The sequence below is a fragment of the Larkinella fluvii genome (assembly GCF_051857545.1).
Taxonomy (GTDB): Bacteria; Bacteroidota; Bacteroidia; order Cytophagales; family Spirosomataceae; genus Larkinella.
In genome coordinates this window covers 175,219-190,142 of sequence record NZ_JBPZHB010000007.1, presented here as the reverse complement: position 1 = coordinate 190,142, position 14,924 = coordinate 175,219, and the positions used below count along the sequence as shown (strand labels likewise).

The following is a 14,924-nucleotide window of genomic DNA, read 5'->3' as shown; positions in this document are numbered from 1 at the left end:
GCCTTCGGGCTGAACCAACATGAGCAATCGTTTTATCATGATCCTGACGGGTACTTCACTCGCTTTTTTAGCGGGTGGTCAAAGTGCATCCGCTCAAACCGCGTCGTCTGCACAGGCGCCGGTAGAAACCAAAGAACCCAATTCGGCCTACAAATCGGCTTTTGCCGGACAAACCCGGGTTGCCGGGATCAAGTCCGCTACCCCTTATGAAGGCAAGGTCTTGACGGAAGACCTTAAGAGCCCCTGGGGCATTACCAGCCTGCCCGATGGACGGCTGCTCATCACGGAAAAGAAAGGTACGTTGCGCATCGCCACCGTCGACGGAAAGCTGAGCGAACCGATCACGGGTCTGACAAAGGTAAATTCCGCAGGACAGGGTGGCTTGCTGGGCATTCGGGTCGATCCCGCCTTTGCGACCAACCGCATGATCTACTGGGTGTTTGCCGAACCGTTGGAGGAAGGTAATCTGACAGCGGTTGCCAAGGGGAAACTCTCTGCCGATGAAAAAACAGTGGAAGGAGCGACGGTTATTTACCGCGCTACCCCCGCCTACAAAGGAAATCTGCACTACGGTGGCCGGATTTTGATCGATAAAGCCGGTAATCTGGTGATCAGCACCGGCGAACGGTCGGATCTGGTAACCCGCCCGCAGGCCCAGTCGGTCAATTCGGGATTGGGAAAAGTCATTCGCATCACGAAAGACGGCAAACCCGCTGCCGGCAATCCGTTTGCAAAACAGGCCGATGCCCGGCCCGAATTGTATTCCTACGGACACCGGAACGTGCAGGGGCTGGCTTTCCATCCGGTTACCGGCGATCTGTGGGAGGCTGAATTCGGCCCCAGAGGAGGGGATGAAATCAACCGGATTGAGCCCGGCAAAAACTACGGCTGGCCGACCATCACCTACGGCATTGAGTACAGTGGAAAGCAAGTCGGGGAGGCCATTCAGCAAAAAGACGGCCTGCAACAACCGGTGTATTACTGGGACCCGTCCGTGTCGCCGAGCGGGATGACGTTCTATAGCAGTGATCGCATTCCGGAATGGAAGAACAACCTCTTTGTGGGTTCGCTGAGTGGTATGCACATCGTGCGGCTGAAAATTGAAAAGAACAAAGTAGTAGGCGAAGAACGGCTGCTTTCGGGTGAATCGCAGCGTTTTCGGGATGTAACGCAGGGCCAGGATGGTGCCTTATACGCGATTACCGACCAGGGAAGGCTATACCGGATCGATAAAAAATAAGCTTCCATGCTCTGTTTTTGACCAGAGCGTCCTGCCTTTAAAACGGAGGGAATGGCTTGGCTAAATCCCGGCTTTACGGAAAAAACCGCTTGTAAACCAAGCGGTTTTTTCCGTAAAGCCGGGATTTGTGATTATTTTCCTATATTTCTGGTGATCACCGGTTTAGGCCGTAGTACCACGAAATTCCTCCCAACTCTGACGATGAACCCTTCAACCTCTGTACCCACCCATTCCGCAGCCATTTCGAAACTGTACTCCTTCGTGGTAGGCATCAACGCCTATCAGCAGGTACGCCCGTTGAGCGGAGCCGTGCAGGACGCGGCTACCATCGAGCACTACCTCGAAAGCCTGACCGATGTGGAGCACCATTCGCTCCACCTCAGCGATCGGGAAGCCAGCAAAACCGCCATCGTCGCGGGCTTTCGAACGCATCTGAAACAGGCCGGGCCGAACGATACGGCCTTGTTCTATTTCGCAGGCCACGGGGCGCAGGAAGCCGCCGACCCGACGCTCTGGCCAACCGAAGCAGACGGCAAACTCGAAAGCATTGTCTGTTTCGACGGCGACGCGGCCCATACCTGGGATTATTTACTGACCGATAAGGAGTTAAGGTATCTAATTGCGGAACTGAGCCAGACCGGGGCGCACGTTGTTACGATCTTCGATTGTTGCCATTCCGGGGATAACACCCGGTTTTTTGATCTGCTCGCGGCAACACCCGAAGGGCAGAAAATGCAGGAGCGTCGGTTGTCGCAATCGGCTCCCATGCGGCCGTACGCCGGTTTTATTTTTCAGGAACAGTTTACGGAAGACGATTTTCGGCAGCAGGGACTCGATCAGCTCATTCCGCTGGGAACCCACATCCAGCTGGCGGCCTGCGAATCGGACGAAGCGGCTGTGGAAGACCGGGAGAACAAGGAGGGCGTTTTTACCAAAAATCTGGTAGCGGTTTTGAAAGCGGCCAACTCCGCCATTTCGTACCAGGCCCTGCACAACCGTGTGCGGCAATACATGCGGTTTGCCTACGAACAACGCCCCCGCATTTCGGCAGCGGGGGACGCTTCCGACAAGCTCTTGCTGACCGGTTTTTTAAACCGGCCGATCGACACCCAAACCGCCGTTGCCGAAATTACCTTCAATCCGAACAAACGGCAGTGGCTGCTCGATGTCGGAGCCATTCACGGGGTAGGGCGGACGACGAAATCCATTCAATTACTGGACGATAGCGGAAAACCGGCTTTTTCGGTGACACCGCTGAAAATCGGGGCCGATTACACGCTGCTGAAAATCGGGGCGGAGCAGGAAGCCGGACTCGACCGGGGCAAGGCCTACCGGGCCGAAGTGGAGGGCCTGCTCACCGAACCCATCAAACTCCATTTCATCAACCACAACGGCGATGTGGCCGAACAGGCGCTCTTGTTGAAAACCCTGACCGAAAAAGCCGGGGCGTTTTTCATCCCGGAAGAAGACGAACAAACGGCGGATTACACGCTGCACGTTCGCAACGGTCTGTTGTACTTTTCCCGGCCCGGTGACGAAAACCGTCCGCTTATCCGCACCGTACCGGCAGACAATCTGGAGCGGGCGTATGGGGAGTTGACCCAATATCTGCGGCATCTGGCTGCCTGGCAATACCTGAAGGAACTGCGCAATCCCGAAGCCCTTGAGCCGATTCTGACCATTGCCGTTACGCCCGAAGTCGCACCAACGGTAGTCTTGAAAGGCGCGCAACCGACGCCGGTTACGATCCCGTTGCAGGAGAGTACAACGCCGTCCGGCAAAACCGTCTGGACCAATAAAGTCAGCATCCAATTAATCAATCCAACGGCTCAGATGCTGTATTGCACGGTATTATACCTTTCCCGGGATTTCATAGCGATGAAGAATTTTCTGCCGGTGAACGAGCGTCTTCAGGCGGGAAACTACCGACTCGAACCCGGAAAATCGGAACTGCTGGGATTGCCCAGCCGGAAATCGCTGACAGGGCGGAATGATTTTGTGCGGATGAGCCTGGAAGAAACCGTCCGGCAATACAACTGGCCGGAGGTGACGGAACATTTTAAAGTCATCGTTTCAGTAAACCCTTTGTCCGAATCAACGCTGGCGATGCTGGCACTGGATGTCTTGCCATCGCCCCACACGCTGGATGAGAAATTGGACGCTGACGAGAACCGCGCGTCGGCCTTCGACACCGAAGAAGACGAGGAGGAGTTTCCGGACTGGAGTACGCAACTGGTCACGCTCCGCATTCCGAATCCGGTTTTCAACCGCGTCGATCTGGGCGAACTGAACCGGATGCTGGAACCGGTGCTGGTCGATGGCGTGCCGGTGGCCAATCCGATGTCTGATTTTGCGCTCGGACTGTATTTTCAGCCGGACCCGATCGATTCGGAGCTGGTGCTGCGGGACGATCTGACCGTAACGGGCGAAGAACAGCGCGGGCTGTGGGGCGATGTGAAAACGTTCGTGAGCAACCAGATTGCCTACCAGATCCGAAACCGGCAGTATATGCAAAATCTGATCAAATATCCGGATCGGGTTCGGCTGGTGGCTGGTGGGGATTCTTGGTTTCAATACCCGCTGCTGAGCGATATTGTCGATTATCTGGCGCGGGTCTACTCCGTAAATTGCACCCCGGCGGTTGGGAAATCGCTAAAGAATTACATCGAGAAATCGAAGTTTCTGGAAATCCTTGCGCAGGTCAGTCCGCGTTATTTTTTGCTGAGTGGCGGAGGAACGCATTTTTTTGGCGACGAATTTCCGACCTATATCCGGGATCAAACAGCGGAAAGCCTGCCCGCGCCACAGCGGTATGTAGCCGATGGATTCACGGCTGCGCTGGACGAACTGGAAACGGATTTTCAACGCCTTTTTCGCCTGATCCGGTTGCAAAATGCCAAAGTCCGAGTGCTGGTCCACGGCTACGATTACCTCCTGCCCGACGCCAGCGAAACGCAATCCGGGAAGCCGGGGAATTTGGAGAAGTGTCTGACTGAAAAGGGCATAACAGACGCCGTGGAACGGAAAAACCTGATCCGGTTTATGATCGACGGGTTCAACGAGCGACTGCAACGGGCCGCGTCGGCGTTTGACAACGTGATTTACATCGACTTGCGCGGGAGTATCCGACCGGCCACCAGCCAGTTGAAATACTGGTACGATGAATTTCACCCGAACGACAAAGGGTTTCTGAGCATTGCCACCAAATACGCCCAACTGATCGGAAAAATGGAAAAGGAACGCGTCTGAGTTAGCCCTGAAACCGCTTGAAAAACTCGGCTTCGTAGCTCATGCCGACCGGTATTTCCTCCCCGGCAAGGGTGATCATCCGGTTTCGAACGGTCTCGATCCGGTTGAAAGCCACGATGTAAGAGCGATGAACGCGAATAAACCGCTCGCTTCCCCCGTCGGATTCCCGGAGTTTTTGCAGCATGGTTTTCATCGTCATGCGGGCCACAATCGGGCGGTTGACCTGGTGGATGTGAATCTTGAGGTAGTCGTCCAACCCTTCGATGAACAGAATGTCCGACAAGGCAATTTTGTGCAGCGTATAATCGGCGCGGATGTAGAGGTACGCTTCCATCGCCGGATCGGTTGTCTGCCGGAATTTGTGCTGTGTGTTTGCTTTTTGAACCGCTTGCTGAAACCGCTCGAAGGTAAACGGTTTCAGCAGGTAATCGACGGCATTGAGCGTGAAGCCTTCCACGGCGTATTCGGCATAGGCCGTGGTGAAAATCACCAGCATCTGTTCCGGAATCGCTTTGTGAAATTCAATGCCGGATACCGACGGCATGTTGATGTCGAGAAAAAGCAGATCGGTGGGTACTTCGTGCAGGTGCGAAAGGGCTTCGTCGGGTCGCAAAAACGTCTTTTGCAAGTCGATGGTGTTGAGCTGGCTACAAAAATGGGTCAGTACCCGCAGCGCAGGGGGTTCATCGTCTAACGCAATGGCTCGGATCATGCCAGATTCAGGGTTAGGTCAACGGCAAACCCGGTGGGATCGTCGTTGATGGTCAGGACGTGTTGGTTGGGATACACCAGTTTCAACCGGGCTTTGGTGTTATCGATGCCAATACCGCCCGACGTTTCATCATTGTGATACAACCGCACTTTTTTGTTAAATACGTACAATCGTAAATTGTTCTCTTTCAGTGCTATTGTAATGTGAATGATTGATTTTTCCTCCGGATTGACGCCGTACTTGAACGCGTTTTCAATAAACGAAATCAAAATGAGGGGTGCAATCTGTTTTCCATTAAAAAAGCCGCTGACGGCGTACTCAATCTGAACCGTATCGTCCAGCCGCAATTGCTGCAAAGCGATGTAATCGCTGATGTAGGCCACTTCTTTCGCCAGAGGAACCTCATGGCTTCCGGCATCCCGAATGACGTAACGCATTAACGACGAGAGCTTTACGACGGAATCGGCGGTTTTGTCCGATTTTTCGATGGCCAGCGAATAGATACTGTTGAGCGTGTTGAACAGAAAATGAGGATTAATCTGGGCTTTCAGGTACGACAATTCGGTCGATAGTTTTTCCTGTTCGGTTTGTCGCCAGCGGTTTTTGATCTGGAGATACAGGGAAACGAAAATGCCTACCAGATACAGGAACAGCGCATGACTCAACTCAAACCCAAAAGGCGGTTTTGGATTTGAGCCGCCCGGAACCGGACCGTGGATATGGGGGCGATGGGGTGGAGCCGGTGCAGTAGCGGAAAGCAGGTCCCCGCGATCGACCAGCACAATGGCCCCGATCAGAAGCAAAAAACTGCCCACAAGGCTGGTAACATAAAGGATATACTTTCCTTCTAAATACAATTTTGGAATCAGGTAATAATAGTTGGCGTAAAAGAAAACCAGCATGAAGAGGTACGACAGAAAATTGGTTCGTTCGTGCGGATTACTGGTCAGTTTAGTGAGGCCCGAAAAACCGTCGGGTGCAAAAAGATAAGGAAGGGACAGAAAGGCCAGACCAAGCAGAATATGAATCAGGATAGGCGGAATGGTTCGTTTCATGGAATTGATTTTCATCCTAAACTACAACACACCGTAACCAGGTGAAAATGATTGCGGTAGAAAGCGTGAATGTGCCGGAGAAATTGCAAATGAGTTACTAATATAGTTATTTGTGGTAACGTTAACGTTTGTCCTTCCTCCCGATGAATACTCCTTCCCCTGCTACCTGGACTGATGAATTTCTGTGGAGCAAACGACGGATGGGCGACCCGCTCGCCGACGAAACCATTGCCGCCATTTTGCTGGACAATCAGAAAGGGGAGATCGATCAGATCTTCCAGATGCTGGTGCAAAACCGCAACTTCCCCAATCCGGCTTTCGACGTGTTGCCGGATCGGCTGAAGCAGATTGTGGAAGATTATTTTGTCAAAACCCGCCAGCTTCCCGACTGGGCCGAACCGTTTAAGCTCATGGTGGCGGCCGATGTTTTCAAGCAATATGGCCCCAAAATTCTGCTGCTGCTGCTTTGTAAATCGCTGCCGTTGTGCTACACCTGCTGGCGGGGAGCCAAGGTTTTGTACCGAACCGGTCGGCTGCGCGTTCACGACGGATCGCTCGACTCGTTTACCCGGCGGTTGATGGAAACCGCCCAGTTTGTGGTCAACATTCTGACACTGAACAGTTTTGAACACGATGGCCTGGCCGTTGTTTCCATCCAGAAAGTTCGGCTGATTCACGCCGTGATCCGGTATCACGCCCAGCAACACCGCTGGGACGTTGAGAATTTTGGCATTCCGATCAATCAGCAGGATCTGGTTGGCACCCTGCTGTCGTTTGGCGTCGTGATCATCGACGGGCTGAAGCAGATGGACATCGAACTAACGCCCGAGGAAAGTGAAGCCTATCTGCACCTCTGGAAAGTGGTGGGTTTCATGATCGGGGTCGACGATGACCTGAATTCGGAAAACGAAGACGACTGCCGGCACCTGATGAACGCCATTCTGGAGCAGCAGGCCGGCCGGTCGCCCGATGGCGGTCGGGAAGGTGCCGAACTAACCGATGCCTGTATTGACCTCATGAATTCCCGGCTGTCGTTCGGGCCGCTTAAAAACCTGTCACCCCTGTTTGTACGGTTTTTTATTGGCGATCAGTACGCTGATCTGCTCGAAGTTCCCAAAGACGACGACAAGGATGATTCGCCGGTGATCAACGCCATTCAGTGGCTCGACAAAGGGTTTCGTTCCGTCGGTGACCGTCATTTGCTGATGGGCGCGGTGGGCCGGGCGTTCAGTAACCAGATGATCGATCTGGTGATGTCGTATCACAACGGGGCCAAAAGCGAGCAGTTTTACCTGCCCTCGGCCCTCACCGACACCTGGCAGTCGGAGGCTCCGGACTTCCGGATTCCGCCCGCACAGACCATTGAAGAAGTGATTTTTTACCTGGATAAAGTAGCCCGGCACCTGCGGTCACAGAACAATCCGATCGGGTTGTTTGCTGCCGTTTATAAACTGGTAACGCTGCGCGTGCAGGACGGATTGAAGGCGGGACTATTCGAAAATCCGGTGGAAATGGAGCAGGTTGATGTCGGTTTTGGCAACCGGTATTTTGAGGCTCTCAATCAGTATTTCGATGGCAAACCGGCGTCTGCTCCCTGGCAGTTGTCGTTCGATGCTGCCAAAACGGTGATCACCACCAACCAGTACATTTTTTCGGCGGCTAACGCCCACATTTCCTACGATCTGCCGATTGTGGTGGCGGAAGTTTATAAAGGAAAAGACCTGGAGTTATTTAAGAATGACTTTGATAAAATGAATGGGTTATTTGAAGATATGTACGACCAGATGAACGACGACATTGGCCGGATTTTTCGGCCCTTTGGAACGTTTGTAACCTATTTCTCGGACAAAATTAAAAACGTTGAGAAGGCGGTGATGAAGATGGGGCGCGAACAGGCCTGGGCCAACACCGTCGGATTTCACCAGTCTCAGTCCGAAACCGAATGGAAAGAGCGATTGGCTTTATTAGAAGCCAGTTCGGCTAAAATGGGCAGTCTGGTGGCCCGTCCTCCCTGGCTTTTGCGGCTGCCATTGGCCTACGTAGCCCGAAAAGAATTTGGCACAACGGCCCACAAAGTCGACGTGATGTTGCGGACGGCCCTGCTTCCGACGATTTCATAACCGGTAAACCCCCATTCTATGAACCGACTTGTACTGATTTTGCTGATAAGTCTGTTGGTTGGCGGTCGGGCGGGAGCCGGGCCCATACGCATCAGCGACCTGACCCAGCCCTACGATTTGTATAAGGCCAGTGAACTGCTGGAGGTCAGGGCGGGTCGTATTTCTATCGATGACCTGCTCCGGAATCCGGGCCGATACCGGTTTGTTCCCACCGAAAACCGTCTGATCAAACCCTACGACCACCAGTTTGGCTACTGGTTCCGGTTTCAGATTACGAATGAAACGGATCGCGAGGTGTTTATGCAGTTTATCTACGCCGGAACGGAATTCATCCGGGTGTATGAAACGGTGGATAACCGGATTCTGACCCTTCATAAGCTGGGATCGCTTCAGCCCGAACCGGCTGCTCCCTTTCGCAAGAGCATTCAGTTCTGCCCGATCCAGGCTCGTAATGGCCAGACCCACACCTTCTATGTCTACATGGAAGGGGTTTATACGGGCGTTTTGCCGATTTATGCCCTATCGACCACCCGGCTGATCGAAAGCCAGCACTATTCCGATTTATTTTACGGAATTTATTACGGATTCATTCTGATTATCATCGTTTACAGCCTCGTTCTTTACATTCGTTTGCGCGAACAGGGAAATCTTCGGTATGCGATCTGGGTGTTCTTTATCGGACTCCTGATGGCCCTGTTCCGGGGACATACCAGCGAGTTTTTCTGGCCCGCCAATCCATCCATCGAGCGGTATTCAGCCGCCCTGTCTTCCGTTACCGGCGTTCTGCATATTCTTTTCACGCTGACGTTTCTCCGGCTGCGTTTGCAGGCTCCTCGGTTTTATAAAATCGGTATTGGCATCGTCGTTCTTTACCTGATTAGTTTCGTCCTGAATGTGGCGAATGTCAGTCTGAATTATCAACTGGGTCGTCAGATCGACATTGTGCCGGTGGTGGTTTTGCTGGAAGGAACGTTCAGTATTATGGCCGGCCTTGTTACGCTGCGCAAGGGCTTTCGGCCGGCCTTGTTTTACATTGCCGGTAACCTGTTTTTCTACGTCGGCATCTTCGTTTTTCTGATGTATACCTATGGTCAACTATCGTTCAGTTTCTGGACCTACGAAAGCATTCACCTTGGCGTCGGGGTCGAAATTCTGTTCTTTGCCGTGGCATTAACCTACAAGGTGAATCTGCTGAAAAAACGGCGCCAGGAAGCCGAGCAGGAGCAAATTCGGTTGCTGGTCGAAAACAAGCGGCTGGTGAGCGAGCAAAATGCCATGCTGGAACAAAAAGTGCAGCAGCGCACCGAAGAACTTCAGGTAGCCAAACAGCGGTCGGAGGAACTATTACTCAATATTTTGCCCGCAGAGGTAGTCGAAGAACTGAAACAGACCGGGCGTTCGAAGCCGCGCCGGTTTGAGCGGGTAACCGTGTTATTCACCGACATCGTCAATTTTACGAGCATGGGCGAGCGGCTTTCGCCGGAAGAACTGGTCAACGAGATCGATTATTACTACCGCTCGTTCGATGCGATTTTGAGCCGCTACCGCATCGAAAAAATCAAGACCATCGGGGATGCCTATTTATGCGCCGGGGGATTGCCGGTTATCTACCCCGAAAATCCGGTCGAAGTGGTTCGGGCGGCCCTGGAGATGCGGGCGTTCCTGCTTCGAAACCAGCACGAGCGGCAGGCCAGCGGGCTACAGCATTTCGAGTTTCGGATTGGGGTTCATACCGGGCCGGTGGTGGCCGGCATTGTGGGCGATCGCAAGTTTGCCTATGACATCTGGGGAGACACCGTCAATACCGCGGCCCGAATGGAGCAATACGGGGAAGCGGGGAAAGTCAACATTTCAGAAACGACCTTTCGTCTGGTGAAAGAGCAGATCCGGTGCAGCTATCGCGGCAAAATTGCGGTCAAGAATAAGGAAGCGCTTGATATGTATTACGCTGAAGAACTGGTAGAACAAGGGATACCAGGCGCGGTAGAGCAAACCGGTTAAAAAAGCACTGTGGGAGTACCTAGCAAGATTCAGGCCAAAAAAGTCTGTTTATTCCAGAATCAAAATAATCAGCCTAGCAATCAATTTATACCACAAAAACGCAAACCCCGCAGCAACAGACAGAATTACAAACCACAGGGCAGCTTTCCGTATATTGAGTTTGTAAGGCGTTTTTTTACGGTATTTTGCCATTTTATGAGTACCCGGTATAGCTTCGACTCGGTTTACCCCGATTTGATTAAAGGCTTCGTTAAAAACAGCTTTCGTAATCATAAGATCGTTCTAAGTATAGCGTATACCGTCCTGCGACAGATAGCTATTTAATCTCAAACTTTGTGCCATTTGTTTCCCGGCCTTGTGATTTTAGTAACAATATGTCACCTTCATTTCGTAGATAAAAACGTGAAGCAGGACGTTTTTGTACTTATTTAGCGGTTATTATTACATTTTTCAGGGAATAACTACGGAGCGATGTGGTAAAACAGCGCTTTGATGCCTGTAACAAAAATAAAGGCAATTCTCAAGTTATTGTCACCAATAAATAACAAGCGGTTACCGGTTAGTAAATAGGTGAGTCTCTTGAAAAGGCAGCAGGCGTAAAAAAAGGACAGGATGAAGCCGCCTGCGCCACTTCACCCTGTCCTTTACATTTCGGTCTTTCAAAACCGTTACTCCGTCAGGTTCTTCAGATACGCAATGCTTTTCGGAACCTGCTCACTCCAGATATTGCTTTCGTCTTCGATAAAATAATGCTTGATGCCGACTTTTTTGGCGGTTTTCAGCACCATGGGCATATCAATCTGCCCTGTACCCAGAACCACGTCGTTTTCCTGGGGCGTATTGCCGGTGAAATCGCCTTTGACGCCTTTTTTGAGGTCTTTCAGGTGCATCAGTTTCCAGCGGTTGCCGTATTTGTTCAGCAACTTGACCGGATCAGCCCCGCCGTGGGTAGCCCACAGAATGTCCATCTCGAACGAAACATACCGGGGATCGGTGTTTTTTACCATGTAATCGAACAGCGTTCCGTCTTCATACGGCTGAAATTCAAAACCGTGGTTGTGGTAACAGAACGTCAGGCCGTTTTCTTTGAGCACTTTGCCCACCCGGTTGAAATCTTCTACGGCTTTCTTGGCATTCTCCAGCGTAAAATTGCCTTTCTGATGCGGAATCCAGGCGCACATCACAAACTGAGAACCCAATTCTTTGGCGTTTTTAACCACCGCCATCGGGTCTTTCACCAGTTGTTCATAGCCCGCGCCGGTGCCCGGAATTGAAATGTTTCGCTCCTTCAACATTTTCTTGAATTCTTCGGTGGTCACGCCTTTCGGAGTTCCGCCTTCCATCTCCGTAATGCCCAGCGACTGAATCGTGTCCAGGGTGGCGGCCACACCTTTCGGGAAGCTGTTTCGATAGGTATACGACTGAATACCAATCGGAAAGGTGTAGATTTTCTTTTGGGCAAAACCGCTGCTGAAATCCAGGAGAAGGGCGGTAAGCAAGACAAGGGATAATCGGTTTTTCATCATGGGTTCAGTTAAAAAGTGAATTAATGGAGTTTATCGTGTAACAGTTTAATGAAATAACCACCCACCACGGAACGGGCCTGAAAACCGACCTGTTTGCCGTTGGTGGTTTCGTGCCAGTCACCCAGCGGCACCCGGCTGGGGGTCTGGTCGGCATACTTGAAAACCGGCAGCACCAGTTGCTGGAAATCCTGCGGTTTGTCGGCGATGGTGGCCGTCCAGATGATCCAGTCGGATTTGGTGTAGGTTTTGCGGCTGTCCAGCGGCAGACCAAAAGGCTGCTGTTTGGTCAGGTAATACCGGATTTCTTTTTCGGCCACGTCCTTCGGGAAGATGTTCAGATCCAGGAGTTTATCCCATACCAGGTTGTATTTCTGACTCCAGCTTCCCTGCGGCTTATCGAATGTCAGGGCGTAATGATCGCCATCCTGTGCCATTTGAACCCATTTTTGCGCCAGCTCGCGGGCCAGCTTCAGGTGTTGTTCGCCGACTTCCGACTGTCCCAGTTGCTTCGCCAGATGCCCGTAGGACGCAATGCCCATGATGGCTTTGATGCTCAGGTTGGCGTTGCGGGCGAGGTGTCCGGCAAAATCGTCAGTACAAAGCTGGTTGGCGGGATCGAAACCGTCTTTTTTCAGGTAATCGACCCAGGTGGTCAGCGTTTGCCAGTGTTGCTTGGCATAGTCGGCATTTTTTTCGGCTGCGGCAATGGCGGCCGTCAGAATCAGCATGTTGCCACTTTCTTCCACCGGCATGTCTTCGCCGTAGGTTTGGCCGTTGGCGAGCGGATACGTTCCTACATCGTGGGCTGCAAAGGGCTTGGTCCATTTCCCGCTTTCCGAATACTGAAAAATCGGTTCCATCATGCCTTTCAGCAAGGTTGGATTATAAATCAGGAAAAGCGGAGCCGACGGATACGTTACGTCCACCGTTCCAATGGAGCCATTGCTGAAATTTTCTTTGGACAAAAACAGCACTTCGCCTTTCGGACCTGCCACGGTTTTATGGGCCGCAATCGCCTGACGGTAGGCCAACTGGCACAGATCGGCATACGGTTTTCCGCCCGATTTTTCGGCCTCGGCGTGTAGTTTCTGGTCAAACTGGCGGCATTTTTCGGTGAGTTGGGCATAATTCTTTTCCACCGCAGCCAACATTTTTTCGGCCGTCATCGACTCGTCACGTCGCCACCACGCCCGCAGGTTTTTGCCAAAATACTGAACGGAGTAAATGTCATCGTATCCCAGAATCACGTGAGCGGTTTTTGGCGTTTGCGTCACGGTTCCCAGCGATTGCGAAACCGCCAGCGACCGGTTGTCGGCCGCGGTCGGCTGGTTGGCTTCATCGACCACTTTTCCGGTACTGACAAAATTGCGAAACAGAGCTGCCGGTTGCCCGATGCCAGTCTGCGTGGTCGACGCCGTTGGAGCCGCCAGGAGCGCATAGCCCCAGTCGATCCGGACATCGTCGCCTTTCCGCCCCAGAATGTTCTGCTCCGTCGTGCCGATCGACAAAACCGTCAGCCCTTCGGCCGATGAACGTTTGCCAACCACTTCCTGATTGGGCTGGTTCACACTCAACAGACCCGAAGCCGCTGTATAGACTTCGACGGTATGCGGTTTTCCATCGGTCGATTGGGCGGTGTAGGTCAGGTACGAAGCCGGGCGGGTGGCCACATCCAGGTCGTCCAGTAACAAGGGTGTTGTAAAATTGACGGTAAGGCTGACGGGCCCGGCGGCAAACCGGTATTCCGTTTGGGTGGCCTGAACCTTCACACTCTGTTGCTGGGCGAGCACCACCGGCGCACCCAGATTCACTCTCCGCTGATCTACCAAACCCACATCGACATACCCACCGCCAACGGGGTTGATGCAACTCACCGCCAGCAAGTTGGTTCCTTTTTTCAACGCTGTTTTGGCCGCCGGAGACAAGGCGAATGTCTTGTAATCACCGATGTAACCGGGGCCACTTTCAAACGCTTTGACGCCGTTGATGTAAACGACCACATCGTTGTCATGACTCAAATACAGAACCAGGTTTTCGAAGTTCAGATCCGAAATGGTCACGGTGCGACGGTACCAGACTTCTTTGGTTTTCCAGAGCGTGGCGGGTTTGACGGGGTTGCTAGAAGCTCCATCGCCGATGGGTGCCTGACCGGTTTTCCAGTCGCCGGAGGGTTTGAAACCCGGCTTTTCCCAGCCGTCACCCGGTTTTTGAAAAGTATACTGCAATTCGTAGCCCGTGGTGAGGGCTGTTGGAATCACCGGTTTGAGCGTAGTCATTTCGGCACCCATAAACCGGTAGGCCCGGCCATCGACGCGAACCAGGCCGTCGAGCGGCTGGTTTTTGCCCGTCCAGTGGCGGGTCGGCGATTCGTTGAGTTTGTCGGTAAACGCCCAGATACTCGTATATGGATCGATGGTGACCAGCGGGTAGGCAGGAGGCCGTTGAGCCAGCACCGAATGTTTGGCAATGAAAAGAAACAGGCTGAGAAAAAAAAGAGCGGTAAATCGAATCTTCATCAGAGTGAATGGTTGGTTGAGTGCTATTCCGGCGTAAAAACGTTCAAAACTGCGGGGACGCACGAATGTATTAAAAATCATTGGATGGTCTTTTTCTACTTGGTTGGGAAATGATTGAAAAGAGAAGTCCTATCTTCGCGGCCATAATTCAAACGGAAACAAAATGGACGTAAAAGACAGCAATGGAACAACGCTTGCCGAAGGCGATTCGGTGAAGTTGATCAAAGATCTCAAAGTAAAGGGCAGTTCAACGACGCTAAAACGAGGAACGGTTGTGAAAAATATCCGGCTTACGGATGATGCGGAGGAAATCGAAGGGAAGGTGGATCGGACGGTGATGGTATTGAAAACGCAGTTTTTGCAGAAGGTGTGAGGAAAGGTTAATTTCATTTTCTCTACCTGCGTTGCGGATCGCAAATCCGCAACAGAGTGGGTCGAGATTGCAAATCTCGACCAGCGGTCCGTAACCTTTGCCTAAAAACCACGTCTAAAATGAACACAAAAT

At 52.3% G+C, this 14,924-nt stretch carries 10 protein-coding genes; 5 read left to right on the top strand and 5 right to left on the bottom strand.

Features of this window, described 5'->3' with window-relative positions; genetic code table 11:
* The first annotated feature begins 19 nt into the window (after positions 1-19).
* Positions 20-1,240: a PQQ-dependent sugar dehydrogenase gene (locus ACS5NO_RS19655; RefSeq protein WP_439416724.1), complete on the top strand. Its 1,221-nt coding sequence runs from the start codon at positions 20-22 to the stop codon at positions 1,238-1,240.
* A 201-nt stretch (positions 1,241-1,441) separates the two neighbouring features.
* A complete protein-coding gene (locus tag ACS5NO_RS19650; RefSeq protein WP_439416723.1) occupies positions 1,442-4,489 on the top strand; it encodes a caspase family protein in 3,048 nt (1,015 codons plus the stop codon).
* A gap of 1 nt (position 4,490) precedes the next feature.
* Here ACS5NO_RS19650 and ACS5NO_RS19645 read toward each other — a convergent pair whose 3' ends face one another.
* Together ACS5NO_RS19645 and ACS5NO_RS19640 are read right to left on the bottom strand one after the other, a co-directional pair.
* Positions 4,491-5,201, bottom strand: coding sequence for a LytR/AlgR family response regulator transcription factor (locus ACS5NO_RS19645; RefSeq protein ID WP_439416722.1), 711 nt, complete (start codon positions 5,199-5,201; stop codon positions 4,491-4,493).
* Positions 5,198-6,256 (bottom strand): sensor histidine kinase, encoded by a 1,059-nt coding sequence (locus ACS5NO_RS19640; RefSeq protein WP_439416721.1) that lies wholly within the window; start codon positions 6,254-6,256, stop codon positions 5,198-5,200. Before ACS5NO_RS19640 ends, ACS5NO_RS19645 begins: the two co-directional genes overlap by 4 nt.
* 143 nt (positions 6,257-6,399) lie before the next feature.
* Here ACS5NO_RS19640 and ACS5NO_RS19635 point away from each other — a divergent pair, with 143 nt between their 5' ends.
* Positions 6,400-8,376, top strand: coding sequence for a DUF5995 family protein (locus ACS5NO_RS19635; RefSeq protein WP_439416720.1), 1,977 nt, complete (start codon positions 6,400-6,402; stop codon positions 8,374-8,376).
* Positions 8,377-8,394: 18 nt separating this feature from the next.
* Positions 8,395-10,377 (top strand): adenylate/guanylate cyclase domain-containing protein, encoded by a 1,983-nt coding sequence (locus ACS5NO_RS19630; protein ID WP_439416719.1) that lies wholly within the window; start codon positions 8,395-8,397, stop codon positions 10,375-10,377.
* Between the two features lie 48 nt (positions 10,378-10,425).
* Here the strand turns inward: ACS5NO_RS19630 and ACS5NO_RS19625 are convergent, their stop codons facing one another.
* From ACS5NO_RS19625 to ACS5NO_RS19615, 3 genes are all read right to left on the bottom strand, one after another.
* On the bottom strand, positions 10,426-10,650 hold the full coding sequence (locus ACS5NO_RS19625; protein WP_439416718.1) for a hypothetical protein: 225 nt from the start codon (positions 10,648-10,650) through the stop codon (positions 10,426-10,428).
* Positions 10,651-11,045: 395 nt separating this feature from the next.
* The gene (locus ACS5NO_RS19620) at positions 11,046-11,900 is read right to left on the bottom strand and encodes a sugar phosphate isomerase/epimerase family protein (protein WP_439416717.1); all 855 of its coding nucleotides are present in this window, start codon (positions 11,898-11,900) and stop codon (positions 11,046-11,048) included.
* A 23-nt stretch (positions 11,901-11,923) separates the two neighbouring features.
* A complete protein-coding gene (locus ACS5NO_RS19615; RefSeq protein ID WP_439416716.1) occupies positions 11,924-14,419 on the bottom strand; it encodes a glutaminase family protein in 2,496 nt (831 codons plus the stop codon).
* 163 nt (positions 14,420-14,582) lie between these two features.
* Here ACS5NO_RS19615 and ACS5NO_RS19610 point away from each other — a divergent pair, with 163 nt between their 5' ends.
* Positions 14,583-14,792 carry an alkylphosphonate utilization protein gene (locus ACS5NO_RS19610; RefSeq protein ID WP_138992127.1) on the top strand — a complete coding sequence of 70 codons (210 nt, stop codon included), beginning with the start codon at positions 14,583-14,585 and terminating at the stop codon, positions 14,790-14,792.
* Positions 14,793-14,924: the final 132 nt, after the last annotated feature.